The following is a 16305-nucleotide window of genomic DNA, read 5'->3' as shown; positions in this document are numbered from 1 at the left end:
GGGAACGAGTCCCGGACAAGTCCTGAGGGCTCATCGCGGCGTCTCCTGCGCCGGTGGCAGCCGTTCGGCGGCCTCGGCCCAGGCTGCCGCGACCTGCAGTGGCAGGCGGTCCAGCGCGCCGGGCTCGGCGGGCGCGAGCGCTGCCCGCAGCGCCGCATCGGGCAGCGCGGCGAGCGCCAGCGCGTGGCCGCATTCGGCGAAGACCTGGTCCAGCGCCTCGCATGCCGGCAGCGCCGCGGCGCCCGGCCCGGGCGGGTCGGTGTCCAGCAGCGCCTGCAGCAGCGTGGCGCCGAGGCCGTCTTGCGCGGCCTGCAGCTGGCGGCCGTCGATGCAGCGCTGCAGCGCGCCGGCGTGCCACAGCGCGCCCAGGCGCCGCAGCGTGGCGCGGCTGCCCGGAGCGTCCAGCGCCCAGTCGGGACAGGCGGCGAGCGTGTCCCAGGCCGGCGAGACGTCGCTGCGCGGCAGCGTCGCGGCGGCCGCGGCGGCGCGTGCGGCGCGGGCCAGCGCGGGGGAGACGGCGGCTTCAGTCATGCGGGCCACCCGCCACCGCCTGCAGCGGCGCGATCTCGTGCCGCGCGCCGCCGCGGCGGCGCTGCCAGAACCACAGCCCGCCGCCGATCGCCAGCGCGCTGCCGCCCAGCGCCGCGGCCCACAGCAGCGGCCGGCCCAGCCCGTCCAGCGCCGTCGCGGCGGCCGGTGCCGACGGCCCGGGCCAGGGTTCGGCGGGGAAGGTGACGACCGTCACCTGCTCGTAAGGCAGGCCCTCGATCGCGTTGACGACCAGCGCCTTGATCGAGCCGATCTGCGGCGACAGGTCGACGCCCGGGCGCACCTTCAGGAACACCGCCGCCGCCGACGGCTCGGGCTTCTCGGCGAAGCGCCGCTTCTCGGGCACTGCCAGGTGAACGCGCGCGAGCACGACGCCGTCGATGTTCTGCAGCGTGCCGGCCAGCTCCTGCGACAGCGCATGCATGAAGCGCGCGCGCTCCTCGAGCTGCGTCGTGACGAAACCTTCCTTCTTGAACATCGTGCCCAGGCTCTGATGTTCCTCGCGCGGGTAGCCGGCGGCGTGCAGCACCTGCACCGCGCGCGCGAACTCGCCGCTGCCCACACGCAGCGCGAACTGGCCGCCGTCGACCCGCTGCTTGGCCGCGTCGATGCCGGCGTGCGTCAGCAGCGCGACCATCTCGTTGGCCTCGCGTTCGTCGAGCTGGGCGTAGAGCTCCTCGCGGCCGCAGCCGGCGAGCGCGGCGGTAGCGGCCAGCAGCAACGCCAGGCGGCGCAGCCGGGCGCGCGGGAGGGCGGGGGCGGTGGGATGCGGCATGGTCGGCCTCAGGCCTGCTGGCGGAAGAGCTGCTGCAGCCCGTCGGACGTGCGGTTGGCGACGTTGGCCGTGAGCTGGCTGTGGAACAGGAACTCCTGGCAGCGCACGGTCAGCATCACCATCTCGCCGGGCGTCATGTCGGCGCCGGCCTGCATCGCGACACGCGCGTGGCGCGACAGCGCGGCGGCCTCGCCGTTGATCTGCTCCAGCGGCCGGAACAGCAGCTTCATGCCTTCGCCCGCGGCCTGCGTCGGCTGGGCCTGCAGCGGCTGCCCGGCGCGCGCCAGCGAGGCGTTGAAGGCCGACAGGTCGGTCAGCGAAACGCCGTAGCCGGCCTGGACCGGCGGCGTGGCGCCGGTCGCCGCGGCCGCGGCGGGCGGGAGGACGGCGAGCGTCGTCATCGGCGTGCTCCGCGGCTCACTGCTTGCGGGCCATGGTCTCGAGCGCCGTGCCCACCGACGAGATCGCGGTGTGCGCGCTCTGCGCCAGGAAGGCCATCTGCTGCGACTGCGCCGTCAGCTGGGTGATCGTCGCCGGCCGGTCGTCGCCGCCGTTGATCAGGTCGGCGGTGCCCTCCATCTCGGTGGCCTTGCTGTCCAGGGCCTTGCCCCAGGCCTCGGCCATCAGCTCGTACCACTTGCTGCCGGTGCCCTGTCCGGTGCTGGCGGTGGCGGTGGCGGCGGCGAGGCTGGTGGGCGGGATCGTTTGCGACATGGTGGGCTCCTGGTGACTGGGGGACGTGGCGGGATCAGAAGACGATGGCCGAGCGCTCGCCTTCGCGTTCGAGCTCGACGCGGCTGCCGTCGATCAGCTCGATGCGGTGTCCGGTGGGCAGCATCGCGCCGACGAAGTAGCGCGTGCCGTCGACCGTGACGACATAGGGTTCGGCTCCGGCGACGATGGACGCGACGCGTTTGCCGGGGTCGTCCAGCGCCGGGATCGGGCTGGGCGTGTGGCGCGGCGGCTCGTTGATGGGCTGCAGGCTGTGCAGCCCGGGCACGTCGCGGCGCACCCGGCGCTCGATGGCGGCCAGCGGCGCCGGGTCGGCGAGCGCGGTACGCACGCGCATCGCGCCGGCGCCGCTGGGCTGGGCCTCGGCCTTCACGCCGTGCACGCGGTAGACGTCCTCGATCGCACGCGCGATGGCCTCGTTGACCCAGACGTCCAGCCGCGCCGCCAGCCCCTGACCGGCGAGCAGCTGCTCGGCGCGTGTGCGCTGGGCCTGGGTCTCCAGGTAGCCCTTGACGAGCAGGCCGCCGGACTCGGGCGCGACCTCGACGGCGGTGAAGCCGGCCGAGGCGAGCAGGGCCTGCGCCTGGCGCGCCTGCTGCGCCGGCGTCGGCGCCGCCGGCGTGGCGACCATCGCCAGCGCGAACATCGACAGCGAAGTCGCGGCCAGTGCTGCGCCGCCCAGGCGCAGCCAGCGGCCCCAGCGCTGCAGGCGCTGGCGGCGCTCGTCGGGGCGCGCCGGCTCGGGCGCGGGCGGCGGCGGCACGCCGCCTTCGAGCAGCGCCACCCAGGCCGGGCTGCCCAGCGGGCCGGCGGCCAGGCGCACGCCGTCGAGCTCCAGCGGCTGCAGCGCCGGCAGCGCCAGCGCCTGGCCAGGCTCCAGCTCGCGCCGGCCGCAGCGCACGCGCCCGGCCTGAACCTGGAGATGCAGCCGGCCGTCGGGCTGCAGCGTCAGCGTCAGCTCGGCGCCGTCGTCGCCGGCCTGCGGGCGCAGCAGCACGTCGCAGCCCCAGCGCCGGCCGACGCGGTAGGCGCGGCCGGGTTCGAGCACGACGCAGGCGCCGCGCTGCGGGCCGTCGAGGACACGCAGCTCGTGGGCGGCGGGGGCGGGCGGCGTGTTCATCGGCGGTTCTCCGTGGCGGGCGGCGCGGCGCCCTCGGGCGCGGTGGCGGCGACACGCCGCGCCGGCACCAGGCGCGGCGAGATCAGGAACAGGCGTTCGGTGCGGCGCAGGCTGTCGACGCTGCTCTTGAACAGGTTCCCGATCACCGGGATGTCGCCCAGGAAGGGCACCTTGGTGACGCCGTTGCTGCTGGCTTCGCGCGTGAGGCCGCCGACGAGCAGGCTCTCGCCCTCGAAGATCAGCGCCTGGGTGTTGATCGAGGCGCGCTCGACGACCGGGATCTGGTCGACCTGCTGCTGCGACAGCGCGCCGTCCTCGATCGCCACCAGCAGCTTGATGCGCACGCCGTGGTCGTCGCGGAAGACGTGCGGCGTGACACGCAGCGTGGTGCCCGCCGACACCGAGAACAGGTCGACGTCCTCGCGCCCGGCAACGCGCACGTAGAAGGTGCGGCTGGTGTCGAACACCGCCTCGACGTCCGACAGCGTCAGCACCTGCGGGCTGGACACGACCTTGGCCGCGCCCTGGTCCTGCAGCGCGTTGATGCGCAGCGCCAGCTCGTCGGCGCCGCCGAGCACCGCCGACAGGAAGCCGCCCTTGCCTTGCGGCGTGATGTCCTCGGGCCGCTGCGAACCCGACAGCAGCGTGTCGCTGTTCGTCCCGTTGCCGAACAGCAGCGACGAGCGCCCGCTGGACAGCCGCCAGTTGATGCCCAGCTCGCGCAGCCGGTCGGTGTCGATGTCGACGATGCGCGCCTCGATCTCCAGCGCCTGCGGCTCGACGTCCAGCGCGCTGATCAGCTGGCGGTACTGCGGCAGGCGCTGCGGGTCGTCGCGCACGATGACGGCGTTGAGCCGGGTGTCGGCCTCGACGCGCGCCAGCGAGGTGTCGACGAGGCGCAGCGCGGCGGGTTCGGCGGCGGCGGCCGGCAGCGTGCCCGGCGCGGCCCCGTAGGCGGCCAGCAGCGCCGCGGCCGACGGCGGCTGCGGCTCGGGCGCGGCCTGGGCCGCCAGCCCCTGGCCGCGCAGCTTGGGCACGGTGCTCGGGGCCGGGCGCTCGTGGCTGCTGATCTCGATGCGGCTGCGCGCCTGGCTGGTCATCAGCGCGCGCACGATCGACGCCACGCCGGGCACGACGACGTCGCGGCCGCCGAAGCTCACCGCCACGTCGTGCGCCCAGGCATAACGCAGGAAGTGCACCTCGAAGCCTTGCGGCGCCGCCGCGGCGGCCTGGGCGCGCTGGCCCTGCGCCAGCTCATCGATCTGGTCGAGGAAACGCCGCGTGCCGGCGGCCACCAGCGTGCCTTCGGCGGTGGCGCGCAGCGTGTGGCGCGTGTCCAGCATGTTCAGCTCCTGCGCGCTGCGGCGCACGCGTGTCGCGGCCTCGCGCGACATCGGCAGCGTGCGCGTGCCCAGCTCCGCGGGCACGTAGACGTGCACCACCGTGCCGTCGTAGTAGCCGACGAGGTTGAAGCTGCGCGCGACCTTGGCCCAGACGCGTTCGGCGTCGCCCTCGAAGGCGCCGTTGACCGCACCACGCACCTGCTCGCTGACGGCCACCGGCACGTCGACCTGACCGAACAGGTCCTCGAGGAACTGCGCCACCGGCTGCTCGCGCGCGGTCAGCCGCACCTGGCGTTCGGCAAACGGGATCGGCGCGGCCTGGGTGGCCAGGCAGGCGCCGGCCAGCAGCAGCGCGGCCAGACGGGCGGACAGCGGTCGCGGGATGGGGTTCATCGGGTGGGAGAGGCTCATCGGGGGGGCGGCGGCTCAGGCCGCCTCGAGCTGCACGGCGGGCTCGTCGCCGACACGCGCCAGCACGTCCAGGCGCAGCGTCGGCATCAGCTCGTGGTAGCTCAGCACGGGGGTGTCGAAGCACTCGGCCTCGACCAGCTTGCGCACGTGGCGGCGCAGGTCGACGGCGGTCAGCAGCGCCGCCGGGCGGCTGGCGCGCACCGCCTGCGCCAGGCGCTGCATCGCCGCCTGGGCCTCGGCCGGGTCCAGCGCCAGCGTCGACTGGCCGTTGGCCACGCGCACCGCGGCGCGCAGCCGGTCCTCGAACTCGGGGGTCAGCAGTACCGCGCGCAGCACGCCGTTGGGCGCGGCGCGGTGGCTGGTCTGGCGGCGCAGGGCGATGCGCGCCATCTCGGTCAGCGCGAAGACGTCCTTCTCGCGCTGCGCGGCGTCGGCCAGGGCTTCGAGCACGTCGCGCAGGTTGCGGATCGGCACCTCCTCCTCGACCAGGCGGCGCAGGATCTCGGCCAGCCGCGCCAGGGGCAGCGCGCGCAGCGCCTCCTTGACGACGTCGGGGTAGTCGCTGCCGGCACGCGCCAGCAGCGCGCCGGTCTCCTGCGTGCCGAGGAACAGCGCGGCGTGGCGGCGCAGCGCCTGGTGGCAGGCCTCGGCCAGCGCCTGCGGCAGCGGCGCCGGCGGCAGCACGCCTTCGGCGATCGGCACCTCGAAGGCCAGCAGCCGCCAGCCGGCGGGGGCGCCGGCTTCGGCGCGCCGCGGGTGCACCGCGATGCGCGGCAGCAGCAGGCCGAGCTGGAGCTGGAAGCGGTCGAGCACCTCCGACAGCGCGTCGACCAGGGCGCGTGCGCTGGCCGCGTCCAGCGCGCTCTGCGGCAGCTCCAGCAGCAGCGGCACCGCCGGGCGCGGCTCGGGCGCGGCGGTGCTCAGCACGCCCGGGGCGGCGGCCTCGCGGCGCGGCACGCGCGCCAGCGTCGGGCCAAGGCGGCGTTCGAGCAGCGCACGCAGCGCCGGCGTCAGCAGCGCACCGCCGCCCAGCAGCACGGCGGCCAGGCCGAGGAAGACCAGCGCCGGAAAACCCGGCACCGCGGCCAGCAGCACGCACAGGCCGCCGGCCACCAGCAGCACCCGTGGCTTGGCCGCGATCTGGCGGCCGATCGCGTCGCCCAGATGGCGGTCGCGTTCCTCGTCGGTGGCGCGCGTGACCAGCAGGCCGGCGGACATCGCGCCCAGCAGCGCCGGGATCTGCGCCACCAGCCCCTCGCCGATCGTCAGGATCGAGTAGGTGTGCATCGCGCCGGCGAGCGTCATGTCCTTCTGCAGCACGCCGATCGCCAGGCCGCCGAGCACGTTGACGACGACGATGACGATGCTCGCGATGGCGTCGCCCTTGACGAACTTCATCGCCCCGTCGAGGCTGCCGTGCAGCTTGCTCTCGAGCTCCAGCTCGCGGCGGCGGCGGCGCGCCTCGTCCTTGTCGATCAGGCCCGAGCGCAGGTCCGAGTCGATGGACAGCTGCTTGCCCGGCATCGCGTCGAGCGTGAAGCGCGCCGCGACCTCGGCCACGCGCTCGGCGCCCTTGGCGATGACGATGAACTGGACGACGGTGATGATCAGGAACACCACCAGCCCGACGACCAGGTTGCCGCCGGCGACCATGCGGCCGAAGGTGTCGATGATGTGCCCGGCGTGCGCCTCCAGCAGGATCATGCGCGTCGTCGCGATCGACAGCGCCAGCCGGAACAGCGTCGTGATCAGCAGCACGCTGGGGAAGACCGAGAACTCCAGCGGCGAGCGCACGTAGATCGCCACCAGCAGCAGCACCACGCCGCTGCAGATGTTGATGGCCACGAGCACGTCGACCAGCAGCGGCGGCAGCGGCAGCACCATCAGCGCGACGATGACGACGACGCCGGCCACCAGCGCCAGATCGCCGTAGCGCGACAACAGGCTGCCACGCGTCGTGCGGGCCGACGCGAAATAGGCGGCGAGGCTCATCGGACGGTCACCGGCACCAGACTGGCCGCGGCCGCGCGCAGACGGCCGTACTCGCCGAGCACGCGGCGCACGTAGTCCTGCGTCTCGCGGTACGGCGGCACGCGCCGGCCGTGGCGCTCGACGGCGCCTTCGCCGGCGTTGTAGGCCGCCAGCACCAGGTCCAGCTCGCCGCCGTAGCGGCGCTGCAGCATCGCCAGGTGGCGCGCGCCGGCCTGCAGGTTGGTCGGCGCGTCGTGCAGCGCGCTGCGCCCCTGCACGCCGTAGCGCGCTGCGGTGCCCGGCATCAGCTGCAGCACGCCGCGGGCGCCGGCGTGCGACACGGCTGCGGCGTCGTGGCGCGACTCGACGTGCGCGATGGCGTGCAGCAGCAGCGGGTCCAGGTTCTCGGCGAGTGCGACCTCGTCGATCACCGGCGCGAGCTGCAGCGCGCGCGCCAGCGAGGCCGGCCAGCGCCGCGTGACGGGTGCCGGGACAGCCGCCGGGGCGGGAGCCGGCGCCGATGTGGCGGGCGCCTCCGGCGCGGGCGCCGGGTCGTACATCTGCAGCTGCTGGGCCTGGCGCGTGCGCGGCAGCGGCGCCGCCGGCGCAGCGCCGGCGGCGTCGAAGCCGCAGGCTGCGAGCCCGAGGCTGTACTTGGCCGTCGCGGCGCCCTGCAGCGCCGCGCAGGTGTCGGCGTCCAGCGCCGGCGCCGCGGCGAAGGCCGGGCCGAATGCCGACAGCGCCGCCCATGCGGCGGCACAGCGAAAGGGATACCGGACAGATCCGGTGGCACAGGCCTCACGGCGTCGCACATGACCTCCTCTGACGGCTTATGACGGCTCTTCTGGTGCGCGGCGCGATGCTCCCGGGACTTCGTGACGGCGGTCACGTCGAACTCCCCTATTCGGTATCCGTCTGTGCCGAGTTTGTTAGGTCCGCCCTTTCATATGGGAGCGGCCGGGATCCCTAGGAAACAGGCAGTTGCACCCGAGGTGTCAACCGGAGCGGGTCGGGCCGAGGATCGCGTCTGCCATCCAGAGGAGGACGCGCCCGCCCATGGCCGACAAGAACGACGGCGGCGACAAGACCGAGAAGCCGACGCCGAAGAAGCTGCAGGATGCCCGCCGCAAGGGCCAGGTGCCCAAGAGCCGCGACCTGTCGAGCACCGTGCCGCTGCTGGCCTGGCTGGCGGTCGTCGTGCTCGGTGGCGTCTACGCCGGCCGCGAACTCGGTGCGCTGGCCGAGGCGGCGCTGGCGAGCATCGGCCGGCCCTTCGACGTCGCGGCGCCGGCGCTGGGCGAGCTGGCCTGGCGTACCGCGCTGTGGCTGAGCGCGCTGGCCCTGCTGCCGGCGGCCGCGCTGGGCGTGCTCGTCGAGTTCCTGCAGGCCGGCCCGGTGTTCAGCGCCGAGCGGCTCAAGCCCAAGGCCGAGCACCTGAACCCGGTCGAAGGCATCAAGCGCATGTTCGGCCTGGACAACCTCGTCGAGCTGGCCAAGTCGCTGGCCAAGTGCGTGCTGCTGCTGGCCATCGGCACGCTGGTGCTGCGCGGCGTGCTCGCCGACAGCGCGCGGCTGCTGCAGGCGCCGGGCGGCGTGGCGGCCGTCGGCACGCTGCTGCTCGAGGTGACGCGGCAGGCGCTGACCTGGACGCTCGTCGCCTTCGTGCTCGTCGCCGCGCTGGACATGGCCTGGCAGCGCCATTCGTTCACGAAGAAACTGCGCATGAGCCTGCGCGACATCAAGCAGGAGACCAAGGAGAGCGAAGGCGACCCGCATGTGCGCCAGCAGCGCCGCCAGGCGCACCAGGAATGGTCGCAGCGCAACGCGCAGCAGGCCGCCCGCCAGGCCAACGTGCTGGTCGTCAACCCGACGCACGTCGCGATCGCGATCGACTACGACCGCGACAGCTGCCCGGTGCCCACCGTCAGTGCGAAGGGCGAGGACCACGTCGCGCGCGCGATGCGCGAAGCTGCCGAGGAAGCCGGCGTGCCGATCGTGCGCAACGTGCCGCTGGCGCGCGACCTGCTCGGCCGCGGCGAGGTCGGCCAGCTGGTGCCGGCGGACCTCTTCGACGTCGTCGCCGAGGTCATCCTCTGGGCCCGCGAGGTGCGCCAGGCGATGGAACGCGGCGACGGCCCGCCGACGCGCCCCGCGCCGGGCGAGGACCTGAGCGCCTACGCCGGCCGGCCGCCGGCGGCGTCCGCGAAGCCCGCGACATGAGCCCTCAGGACTTGTCCGGGGCTCATTCCCGCTTGGCGGGACCGGCCGCAGGCCGGAGGGTGCCCCAATGAGCCCTCAGGACTTGTCCGGGGCTCATTCCCGCTTGGCGGGACCGGCCGCCAGGCCGGAGGGTGCCCCAATGAGCCCTCAGGACTTGTCCGGGGCTCATTCCCGCCTGGCGGGACCGGCCGCAGGCCGGAGGGTGCTCCAGTGAACCCTCAGGACTTGTCCGGGGCTCATTCCCGCCTGGCGGGACCGGCCGCAGGCCGGAGGGTGCTCCAGTGACTGCGGCATGGAGCGGGCTGGCCGGCAGCGTGCTCGCGCTGGCCTTCGTATTGGCGCTGGCGTGGTTCGGGCTGCGCTGGCTGCGGCGTTTCGTCCAGCCGCCCGCGGCCGCCGGCGCGCCGGAACTGCGGGTGCTGCGTACGCTGGTGCTGGGGCCGCGCGAGCGGCTGGTGCTGGTGCGCCACGGCGATGCCGAGCTGCTGCTCGGTGTCGGGGCCGAGGGCGTGCGTCTGCTGGACCGGCGCGACGCCGGCCCGTTGGCCCCGCCGCCGCACTGATACCCCGCGCCCGCGGTCTGCGGCATCATCGGACCGGCACGACATCCCGGGACTCCCCGTGCAAGCCTACGTTCTGATCGGCAACCCGAACACGCGCAAGTCGACCCTCGTGCGCAGCCTGAGCGGCTGTTTCAATCGCAGCCTGCGGGACATCCAGCCCGCTTCGGGTGCTCCTGCATTCAGGCTCTACGCACGTGCCGGCGCATTGCAGGAAACACGCACGACGCCGTCCGACTTCGTCCGGGAGGTTGCCGGGCGGCGCTGCGCGGCGGTTCTGTTCTGCCTCTGGCCGCTGGCCAATCCGGTCGATCCGGCGAACATGCCCGACGCCGGTGCGTATCTCGAGCACTTCGAATCGGCCGGCTGGCGGCTGAAGTCGATCGCGGTGCTCGGCCAGAACCCCGGCGGCTGGCGGGGCGCGGCGATGCGCCAGTTTCCCCAGGCGCCGGTCGATCCGGTGAACCTGACGGCGCATCATCTGCGCGCCCATTTCGGCTGGCTCTGAGTCGCGGCCATTGCGCCGCATTGCCGCACGTCGTGTTGCGGCCAGGCCCTTCGATCGACGCCCGATCGCCCGGTGTTGGCCGCATGTCAAACCGATGCCGACGCCGCGAGCTTCTTTCGCATTGCGTCGCCATTTGCCCGTTCGCGGCGAGGTCGGTGTAAACCGTCCGGCGCGCTCCGGCGTTTTCGCGTTATCCTTTTCATCCCGACAAATGACGGAACATCACCGAATGGCCACCAAGAAGAATGCAGCCCCCACGGCAACCTACGCGGAAATCCAGGCGCAGATCGAAAAGCTGAAGGCCGAGGCCGAAGCGCTGCGCAAGAAGGAAATCGCCGACGTCGTCGCCGACATCAAGGCCCAGATCGCCGCCTATGGCCTGAGCGCCGCCGATCTGGGCCTGGCGCCCAAGGCCGCGCGCTCGCGCAAGGCCGCCGGCAAGCCGGTTTATGCCGACGGCCAGGGCAACACCTGGGTCGGCCGCGGCAAGCGTCCGGAGTGGATCCGCGCCGCGCTCGCCGCCGGCAAGACGCTGGACGAGCTGCGCGTCCAGTGAAGCCTCGGCGGCGCGTCCGTTGGACCGCGCCGCCTCCCTCCGCCGCACGCTGACGCAGCCCGGGACGGGGCATTGCGCTTGCCGTGCGGCGGCTGCATGCTGGCTCCCGCCGGCCGTTGCGGCCACTCCGGAGGCGTCATGGTGGAGCGCGAATGCCGGCGCTGAAGCGCCGATCGCTGCTGATCTCGGCCCTGGGCTGGGCGTCGGGCTTGCAGGCGGCCGACGCCACGCCGTCCGCGCCGCTGCGGCTGGTGGTGCCTTTCGCCCCCGGTGGCGGCGTCGATGCCGCGGCGCGTGCGCTCGCCGGCGCACTGCCCGCGGTGCTGGGCACGCCGGTGAACGTGGAGAACCATCCGGGCGCCAGCGGCACGATCGGCGGTCGCCTCGTCATGGCCGCCCCGGCGGACGGTCGCACGCTGCTGTTCTCGGCCGCGACCCACGTCTTCACGCGCCAGGTCCTGGCGCTGCCGCCCTACGACCCGCAGACCGACTTCGCCGCCGTCGCCCGCTTCGGCCAGGCGCCGCTGCTGCTCGTCGTCGCCCCGGGCCGCACCGAGCCGGACCTGGCGGCGCTCGTCGCGGCGATCCGGCGTGAACCCGGGCGCCTGAACGCCGGCGTGCCCGCGTTCGGCGCGCCCGGACACCTGGCGACGCTCGATTTTCAGCGCCGCGCCGGGCTGCGCCTGAACCTCGTGCCCTACAAGGGCTCGCAGCCGGCGCTGATGGACGTCGCCGGCGGCCACACCGACCTGCTGCTGGACTCCGCGGTCGCGCTGCTGCCGCTGGCGCGCGCGCGCCGCGTCAGACCGCTGGCGATCAGCGCGGCCGAACGCAGCCCGCTGCTGCCCGCGGTGCCGACCTTCGCCGAGAGCGGCTTCGCGGGCTTCTTGCACCACTCCTGGTACGGCGTCTGGGCGCCGCGCGACACGCCGGCCGTGCGCGTGCAGGCGCTGTCCGACGCGATCGCGGCGGCGGCGAAGGCGCTCGACAGCACCGGCGCGCTCGTGCCGCTGGGGCTGAGCGCCGCGGTGCTCGGCACCGACGAGTTCCGCCGCTTCGTCGCGAGCGAGTTCGCGCTGGGCGCCGACCTGCTGCGCGCCTCGGGTTTCCGCGCCGAGTGATTCAGCCGGCCGCGCCGGACAGCCAGCGCAGCAGCGTCGCGTACAGCCGCGGCGGGTCCACCGGCTTGGCGACGTGGTCGTCCATGCCCGCGGCCAGGCAGGCCTCGCGGTCCTCGCCGAAGGCGTTGGCGGTCATCGCGATGATCGGCAGCGCCGGACCGAGACGGGCCCGGATCTCGCGCGCCGCGTCCAGGCCGTCGACGCCGGGCATCTGCACGTCCATCAGCACGAGGTCGAAGGCGCCGGCGCTCGCCAGCTCTATCGCGCGCTGGCCGTCGCCGGCGACGACGACCTCCAGCCCGGCGTCCTCCAGCAGCGCGATCGCGACTTCCTGGTTGACGGGGTTGTCCTCGGCCACCAGCACGCGGCGGCCGGCCGTGCGTGCACGCAGCTGCTCGAACGCGTCGTCTGCCGGCGGCGCGGCGTCGACCACCGGAGCCGGACGCAGCAGCCGCGCCAGCGCGTCGTGCAGCACCGACGGCGTCAGCGGCTTCAACAGCACCGCGCCGAAACCGGCGTCGCGCGCGCGTCCGTGCATCTGCGGGTCGTCGCCGGCGCTGACGAGCAGCGCCCGGGTGCGCCCGCCGCGATCGGCGGCGCGCAGCCGCTGCAGCGTCTCGACGCCGTCCCAGCCCGGCATCATGAAGTCGACGAGGAAGACGTCGTAGGCCAGCCCCTGCTCGCGTGCGGCGAGCAGGCGTGCGAGCGCGCCGGGGCCGTCTTCGGCCGTGTCCACCGTCACGCCCAGGCCCTGCAGCTGGATCGCGATCGCCTCGCGCGCCTCGGGCAGGTCGTCGACGACGAGCGCCCGCAGCGCCGGTGGCAGCCGCCTGGACGCCGTCGAGGGCACCGCTTCGGCGCGCTCGAGCCAGGCGGTCAAGCCGAAGGTGGTGCCTTCGCCGGGCCGGCTGCTGGCGTCGGCGCTGCCGCCCATCAGCTCGGCGATATGGCGTGTCAGCGCCAGGCCCAGCCCGGTGCCGCCGTGGCGGCGCGTGCGCGTGCTGTCGGCCTGCTCGAAAGGCGTGAACAGCCGCGGCAGATGTTCCGGCGCGATGCCGATGCCGGTGTCCTGCACCTCGAAACGCAGCAGCAGGCGCCGCCCTTCGGCGCGCTGCACCTCGGCACGCAGGCGGATCCAGCCTCGTTCGGTGAACTTCACCGCGTTGCCCAGCAGGTTGATCAGCGCCTGCGACAGCAGCCGGGCGTCGCCGCGCAGGCGCTTGGGCACGTGGTCGGTGTCCAGCACCAGCTCCAGGCCCTTGGCGCGTGCCGCGGCCTCGACCACGTCCAGCGCACGCGAGATCAGCTCGTCGCGCGAGAAGTCCGCCGGTTCCAGCTGCAGCTTGCCGGCCTCGATCTTGGACAGGTCCAGGATGTCGTTGAGGATCTGCAGCAGGTGCGCCGCGGCGCCGTCGACCTTGCGCAGCCGCTCGCGCTGCAGCGGGTCGTCGGTGGCGCGCGCGATCAGGTGCGTGAGGCCGATGATCGCGTTCATCGGCGTGCGGATCTCGTGGCTCATGTTGGCCAGGAAGGCGCTCTTGGCGCGTGTCGCCGCCTCGGCCTGGACGGCGCGCTGCTCGAGCTGCACGTTGGCTTCGGCCAGGCGCTGCTCGGCCCGCTTGAGCGCGCCGACGTCGGTCAGCACGGCCAGGAAACCCGCCACCTGGCCATCGATGAAACGCGGCACGTACTGCGCGTACAGCGGCACCGCGCGGCCGTCGGCACGCACCAGCGTGCGTTCGTACTGCTGGCGCTCGCCGCGCAGCGCGCTTTCGATGAAGGGCCGCGCCACCTCGTACTGCGCGGCGGGGATCAGCTCGGCGATCGAGCGGCCGACCAGCTCGGCTTCGGGGCGGGAGAACCAGTCCTGCGCCGCCAGGTTGGCGAATCGGCAGCGTTCGTCGCGGTCCCAGTACAGCACCACCGCCGGCAGCGAGTTCGCCAGTTCGCGCGTGAAGGCCTCCGCGTGCGCCAGCGCCTGGTTGGCGGCTTCGGCGGCCAGGCGCGCGTCCTGCAGCTCGCTGACGTTGCTGGCGATGAAATAGAAGCCGGCGATGCGCCCGCCCCGTTTGTCGGGCAGCCGGTAGACCCAGAAGTGGCCGCGGCGGCCGCGGGCGCCGTTGATGTCCAGCCGGGTCTGCACGACCTCGCCGGCCAGCACGCGCTCCAGCGCCTCGCGGCGCCGCACCGGCACCTCGTCGCCGAGCACCTCGCCCATCGTGCGGCCCAGCACGGCGTCGCGATCCAGGTCGTACCAGTCGAGGTAGGCCTGGTTGGCGAAACGCAGCCGCAGCGCCCGGTCCCAGTAGGCGACCAGCATCGCCGGCGTGTCGCCGGACAGGCGCGCGAACGGGTGTTCGCCGGGTTCGAAGCCGCCGTGGCCGGTGTCTTCCAGCGGCGCGTCCGGCGGTGCCGTGCCCGGGCGCGGCGGCCGCAGCGTCCAGGCGATCCCGCCGGCGACCAGCGCCGCGGCGGCCAGCAGCAGCAGCCCGAAGCGGCGGTCGGCGTCGCGCCGCACGGCTTCGGCACGTGCCAGCGTCGTGTCCTCGAACTCGCGCCACGCGGCGGCCAGCCGGCGCAGCGTGGCGCCGTCATGCGGGCTCGCGAGCGCGGCGTCCAGTGCCGACGAGAAGCGCGCTGCCGCGCCGCCGGCGCCCGCGCGCTGGCCGAGCTGGAGCACGTCCCCGCGTGCCTGGCGCAGCCGGGTGGCCGTCTCCGCCGGCGCGGCCTCGCCGGTGTCGCCGGCCAGCGCCAGCGTGCCCGACTCGACTTCGCCGGCCACCCGCCGCAGTGCATCGCCATGGGCGTCGGCGGCGGCGACGGCGTCCTGGTGCACCAGCCAGCCCCAGCTCAGCACGGAGCCCAGCACCAGCGCGGTGACGACCAGGGGCAGCGCGAGGCGGCGTCCGGCCGCCGCAAGCGGGTCGGCGGTCATGAGCGCAAACGGGTGCCGCAGGCGCGACACGGCCCTTGCGCCGCTCGCGTGCGACACCGCTCACGCGCCGTGCGCATGCCCATCGCCGGTCTCCTCCTCGTCGTGGCGGCAGTCTAAGGCGCGGCGGGCCGGCAGCGTCAAGGTGCGCACGCGACGCCGGCCGCAGGGTTGTGTCCTCGCAACCGGCGGCTCGCACGTTGTGCGCTCGGGGGGCGCGTCCGGTGCCCCGTGCTGCCGTCCATGGAATTCCTGTACCTGAAGATCCCGTCGACCGACGAAGCGGCCGACGCCCACCACGCATTGCACGCCGCCCTCGAGCAGGCGCTGGCCGAAGCCGGCCTGGGCACGCTGCTCGGCTGGGGCGGCTCGCTTGGCGAGGCCGGCGGCGCCGGCCTGCGGCCGCTGCGCTTTCACCGCATCGACGTCGAGGTGACCGAGCTCGCCGCGGCGCGTGCGCTGCTGCAGCGCCGGCTGGCCGCGATGGGCGTCGCGCCAGGCACCGAGCTGCACTACAGCGTCGCGCGCCGCGCGCGTGTCGACGTGCTCGGCGCCTCGGGCTGGGTGCCGCGCGCGTTGCCTCGTTAAGCGCGGGCGGCCAGCTCCAGCCAGGCGCGTGCGGCATGCGGCAGGTAGCCGCCGCGGCGCCAGGCCAGCGCCATGTGCCAGGCCAGCGCCGGCTCGGCCAGCGCGAGCACGCGCACGCCCGGGCGGCGCCGCGGCTCGGCCATCAGCCGCGGCAGGAAGCCCACGCCCAGGCCGGCGGCGACGAGTTCGACCATGAACTCGATCTGGCTCGTGCGCGCGACGATCTGCGGCTCGAAGCCCGCGCCACGCGCGGCGTCGACGAGCAGCGGGTTGAGCGCGAAACCGGCCTCGAACAGCACGAAGGGCTGCGCCGCGAGCGAGGCGAAGCGCACGCGGTCAGCCTCCACCGCCAGCGGCGCCGACTCGGCGGCCAGCACGCACATCGGCTCCTCGCGCACCGACTGCCACTCGAAGGCGCCCGACATCGGCGCCAGCAGCCCGGCGAGGTCGAGCTCGCCGTCGCGCAGCATTTCCTCCAGGCGCTTGCTGCCGTGTTCGACGAGCTGCACCTCGATGCCCGGGTACAGGCCGCGAAAACGCGCGAACAGCGGCGCGAACAGCTGGCTGCTGCCGATCGGCGGCAGGCCCAGGCGCAGCACGCCGCGCTGCAGCCCGCGCAGCTCGTCGAGTTCGGCCCGCAGGTCGTCCTGCTCGGCCAGCAGCGCCAGCGCACGGCGGTAGACCACCTCGCCGGCGTCGGTCAGGCGCGCCGGCTGCACGCCGCGGTCCAGCAGCACCACGCCCAGCTCGTCCTCGAGCTGGCGCACCGCCTTGCTGACCGCCGACTGGGTGGCGAAGACCTGGCGTGCGGCGGGCGAAAAACCGCCCTGGCGCACGACCTCGATGAAGGCGCGCAAGGCGCGAAGTTTGATATCCATTCCGTTCTGGACTGGCAACCATTCTCAAGATTCGCTTTCAT

At 74.2% G+C, this 16305-nt stretch carries 16 protein-coding genes; 6 read left to right on the top strand and 10 right to left on the bottom strand.

Translation table 11 applies throughout. The annotated features are described in order from the left end of the window. Nucleotides 1-30: 30 nt before the first annotated feature. From EV684_RS01625 to EV684_RS01590, 8 genes are read right to left on the bottom strand one after another with little or no spacing between them, the layout of a single operon-like run. Nucleotides 31-531 (bottom strand): hypothetical protein, encoded by a 501-nt coding sequence (locus EV684_RS01625; protein ID WP_132644452.1) that lies wholly within the window; start codon nucleotides 529-531, stop codon nucleotides 31-33. Continuing rightward, complete coding sequence (gene sctJ / locus EV684_RS01620; protein WP_132644451.1) at nucleotides 524-1324, bottom strand: type III secretion system inner membrane ring lipoprotein SctJ; 801 nt, start codon at nucleotides 1322-1324, stop codon at nucleotides 524-526. The genes EV684_RS01625 and sctJ overlap by 8 nt, the downstream gene beginning before the upstream one ends. Before the next feature lie 8 nt (nucleotides 1325-1332). Further along, on the bottom strand, nucleotides 1333-1725 hold the full coding sequence (locus tag EV684_RS01615) for a hypothetical protein (protein ID WP_132644450.1): 393 nt from the start codon (nucleotides 1723-1725) through the stop codon (nucleotides 1333-1335). 16 nt (nucleotides 1726-1741) lie between these two features. Next, nucleotides 1742-2038: a hypothetical protein gene (locus tag EV684_RS01610; RefSeq protein ID WP_132644449.1), complete on the bottom strand. Its 297-nt coding sequence runs from the start codon at nucleotides 2036-2038 to the stop codon at nucleotides 1742-1744. A 34-nt stretch (nucleotides 2039-2072) separates the two neighbouring features. Further along, nucleotides 2073-3176 (bottom strand): SctD/MshK family protein, encoded by a 1104-nt coding sequence (locus EV684_RS01605; RefSeq protein ID WP_132644448.1) that lies wholly within the window; start codon nucleotides 3174-3176, stop codon nucleotides 2073-2075. Next, nucleotides 3173-4930, bottom strand: coding sequence for a type III secretion system outer membrane ring subunit SctC (gene sctC, locus EV684_RS01600; RefSeq protein ID WP_132644447.1), 1758 nt, complete (start codon nucleotides 4928-4930; stop codon nucleotides 3173-3175). Before sctC ends, EV684_RS01605 begins: the two co-directional genes overlap by 4 nt. A 15-nt stretch (nucleotides 4931-4945) precedes the next feature. Further along, complete coding sequence (locus tag EV684_RS01595) at nucleotides 4946-6922, bottom strand: flagellar biosynthesis protein FlhA (RefSeq protein ID WP_132644446.1); 1977 nt, start codon at nucleotides 6920-6922, stop codon at nucleotides 4946-4948. After that, on the bottom strand, nucleotides 6919-7713 hold the full coding sequence (locus EV684_RS01590) for a lytic transglycosylase domain-containing protein (protein ID WP_132644445.1): 795 nt from the start codon (nucleotides 7711-7713) through the stop codon (nucleotides 6919-6921). The genes EV684_RS01595 and EV684_RS01590 overlap by 4 nt, the downstream gene beginning before the upstream one ends. 244 nt (nucleotides 7714-7957) lie before the next feature. Between EV684_RS01590 and sctU the strand changes: the two genes are divergently transcribed. The 5 genes from sctU (at nucleotide 7958) to EV684_RS01565 (ending at nucleotide 11866) form a co-directional block, all read left to right on the top strand. Beyond that, a complete protein-coding gene (gene sctU / locus EV684_RS01585; RefSeq protein WP_132644444.1) occupies nucleotides 7958-9121 on the top strand; it encodes a type III secretion system export apparatus subunit SctU in 1164 nt (387 codons plus the stop codon). A gap of 281 nt (nucleotides 9122-9402) precedes the next feature. Next, nucleotides 9403-9684: a flagellar biosynthetic protein FliO gene (gene fliO / locus EV684_RS01580; RefSeq protein WP_165908357.1), complete on the top strand. Its 282-nt coding sequence runs from the start codon at nucleotides 9403-9405 to the stop codon at nucleotides 9682-9684. A 58-nt stretch (nucleotides 9685-9742) separates the two neighbouring features. Then, nucleotides 9743-10189 (top strand): hypothetical protein, encoded by a 447-nt coding sequence (locus tag EV684_RS01575; protein WP_132644442.1) that lies wholly within the window; start codon nucleotides 9743-9745, stop codon nucleotides 10187-10189. 94 nt (nucleotides 10190-10283) lie between these two features. Next, nucleotides 10284-10745, top strand: a complete 462-nt coding sequence (locus tag EV684_RS01570) for an H-NS histone family protein (RefSeq protein ID WP_242478625.1) — start codon at nucleotides 10284-10286, stop codon at nucleotides 10743-10745. Between the two features lie 152 nt (nucleotides 10746-10897). Next, nucleotides 10898-11866 carry a Bug family tripartite tricarboxylate transporter substrate binding protein gene (locus EV684_RS01565; RefSeq protein ID WP_132644441.1) on the top strand — a complete coding sequence of 323 codons (969 nt, stop codon included), beginning with the start codon at nucleotides 10898-10900 and terminating at the stop codon, nucleotides 11864-11866. A gap of 1 nt (nucleotide 11867) precedes the next feature. Here EV684_RS01565 and EV684_RS01560 read toward each other — a convergent pair whose 3' ends face one another. Beyond that, nucleotides 11868-14801, bottom strand: a complete 2934-nt coding sequence (locus EV684_RS01560; protein WP_132644440.1) for a hybrid sensor histidine kinase/response regulator — start codon at nucleotides 14799-14801, stop codon at nucleotides 11868-11870. Nucleotides 14802-15041: 240 nt separating this feature from the next. On the opposite strand from EV684_RS01560, the gene EV684_RS01555 reads away from it, so the two are divergent. Continuing rightward, nucleotides 15042-15386 carry a hypothetical protein gene (locus EV684_RS01555; RefSeq protein WP_132644439.1) on the top strand — a complete coding sequence of 115 codons (345 nt, stop codon included), beginning with the start codon at nucleotides 15042-15044 and terminating at the stop codon, nucleotides 15384-15386. Here EV684_RS01555 and EV684_RS01550 read toward each other — a convergent pair. Continuing rightward, complete coding sequence (locus EV684_RS01550) at nucleotides 15383-16258, bottom strand: LysR family transcriptional regulator (RefSeq protein ID WP_338100675.1); 876 nt, start codon at nucleotides 16256-16258, stop codon at nucleotides 15383-15385. The genes EV684_RS01555 and EV684_RS01550 overlap by 4 nt on opposite strands. Nucleotides 16259-16305: the final 47 nt, after the last annotated feature.

Origin of the sequence: Rubrivivax gelatinosus (assembly GCF_004340905.1) — a bacterium.
GTDB classification, from domain to species: domain Bacteria; phylum Pseudomonadota; class Gammaproteobacteria; order Burkholderiales; family Burkholderiaceae_C; genus Rubrivivax; species Rubrivivax gelatinosus.
This window is presented reverse-complemented; position numbering and strand designations above follow the sequence as displayed.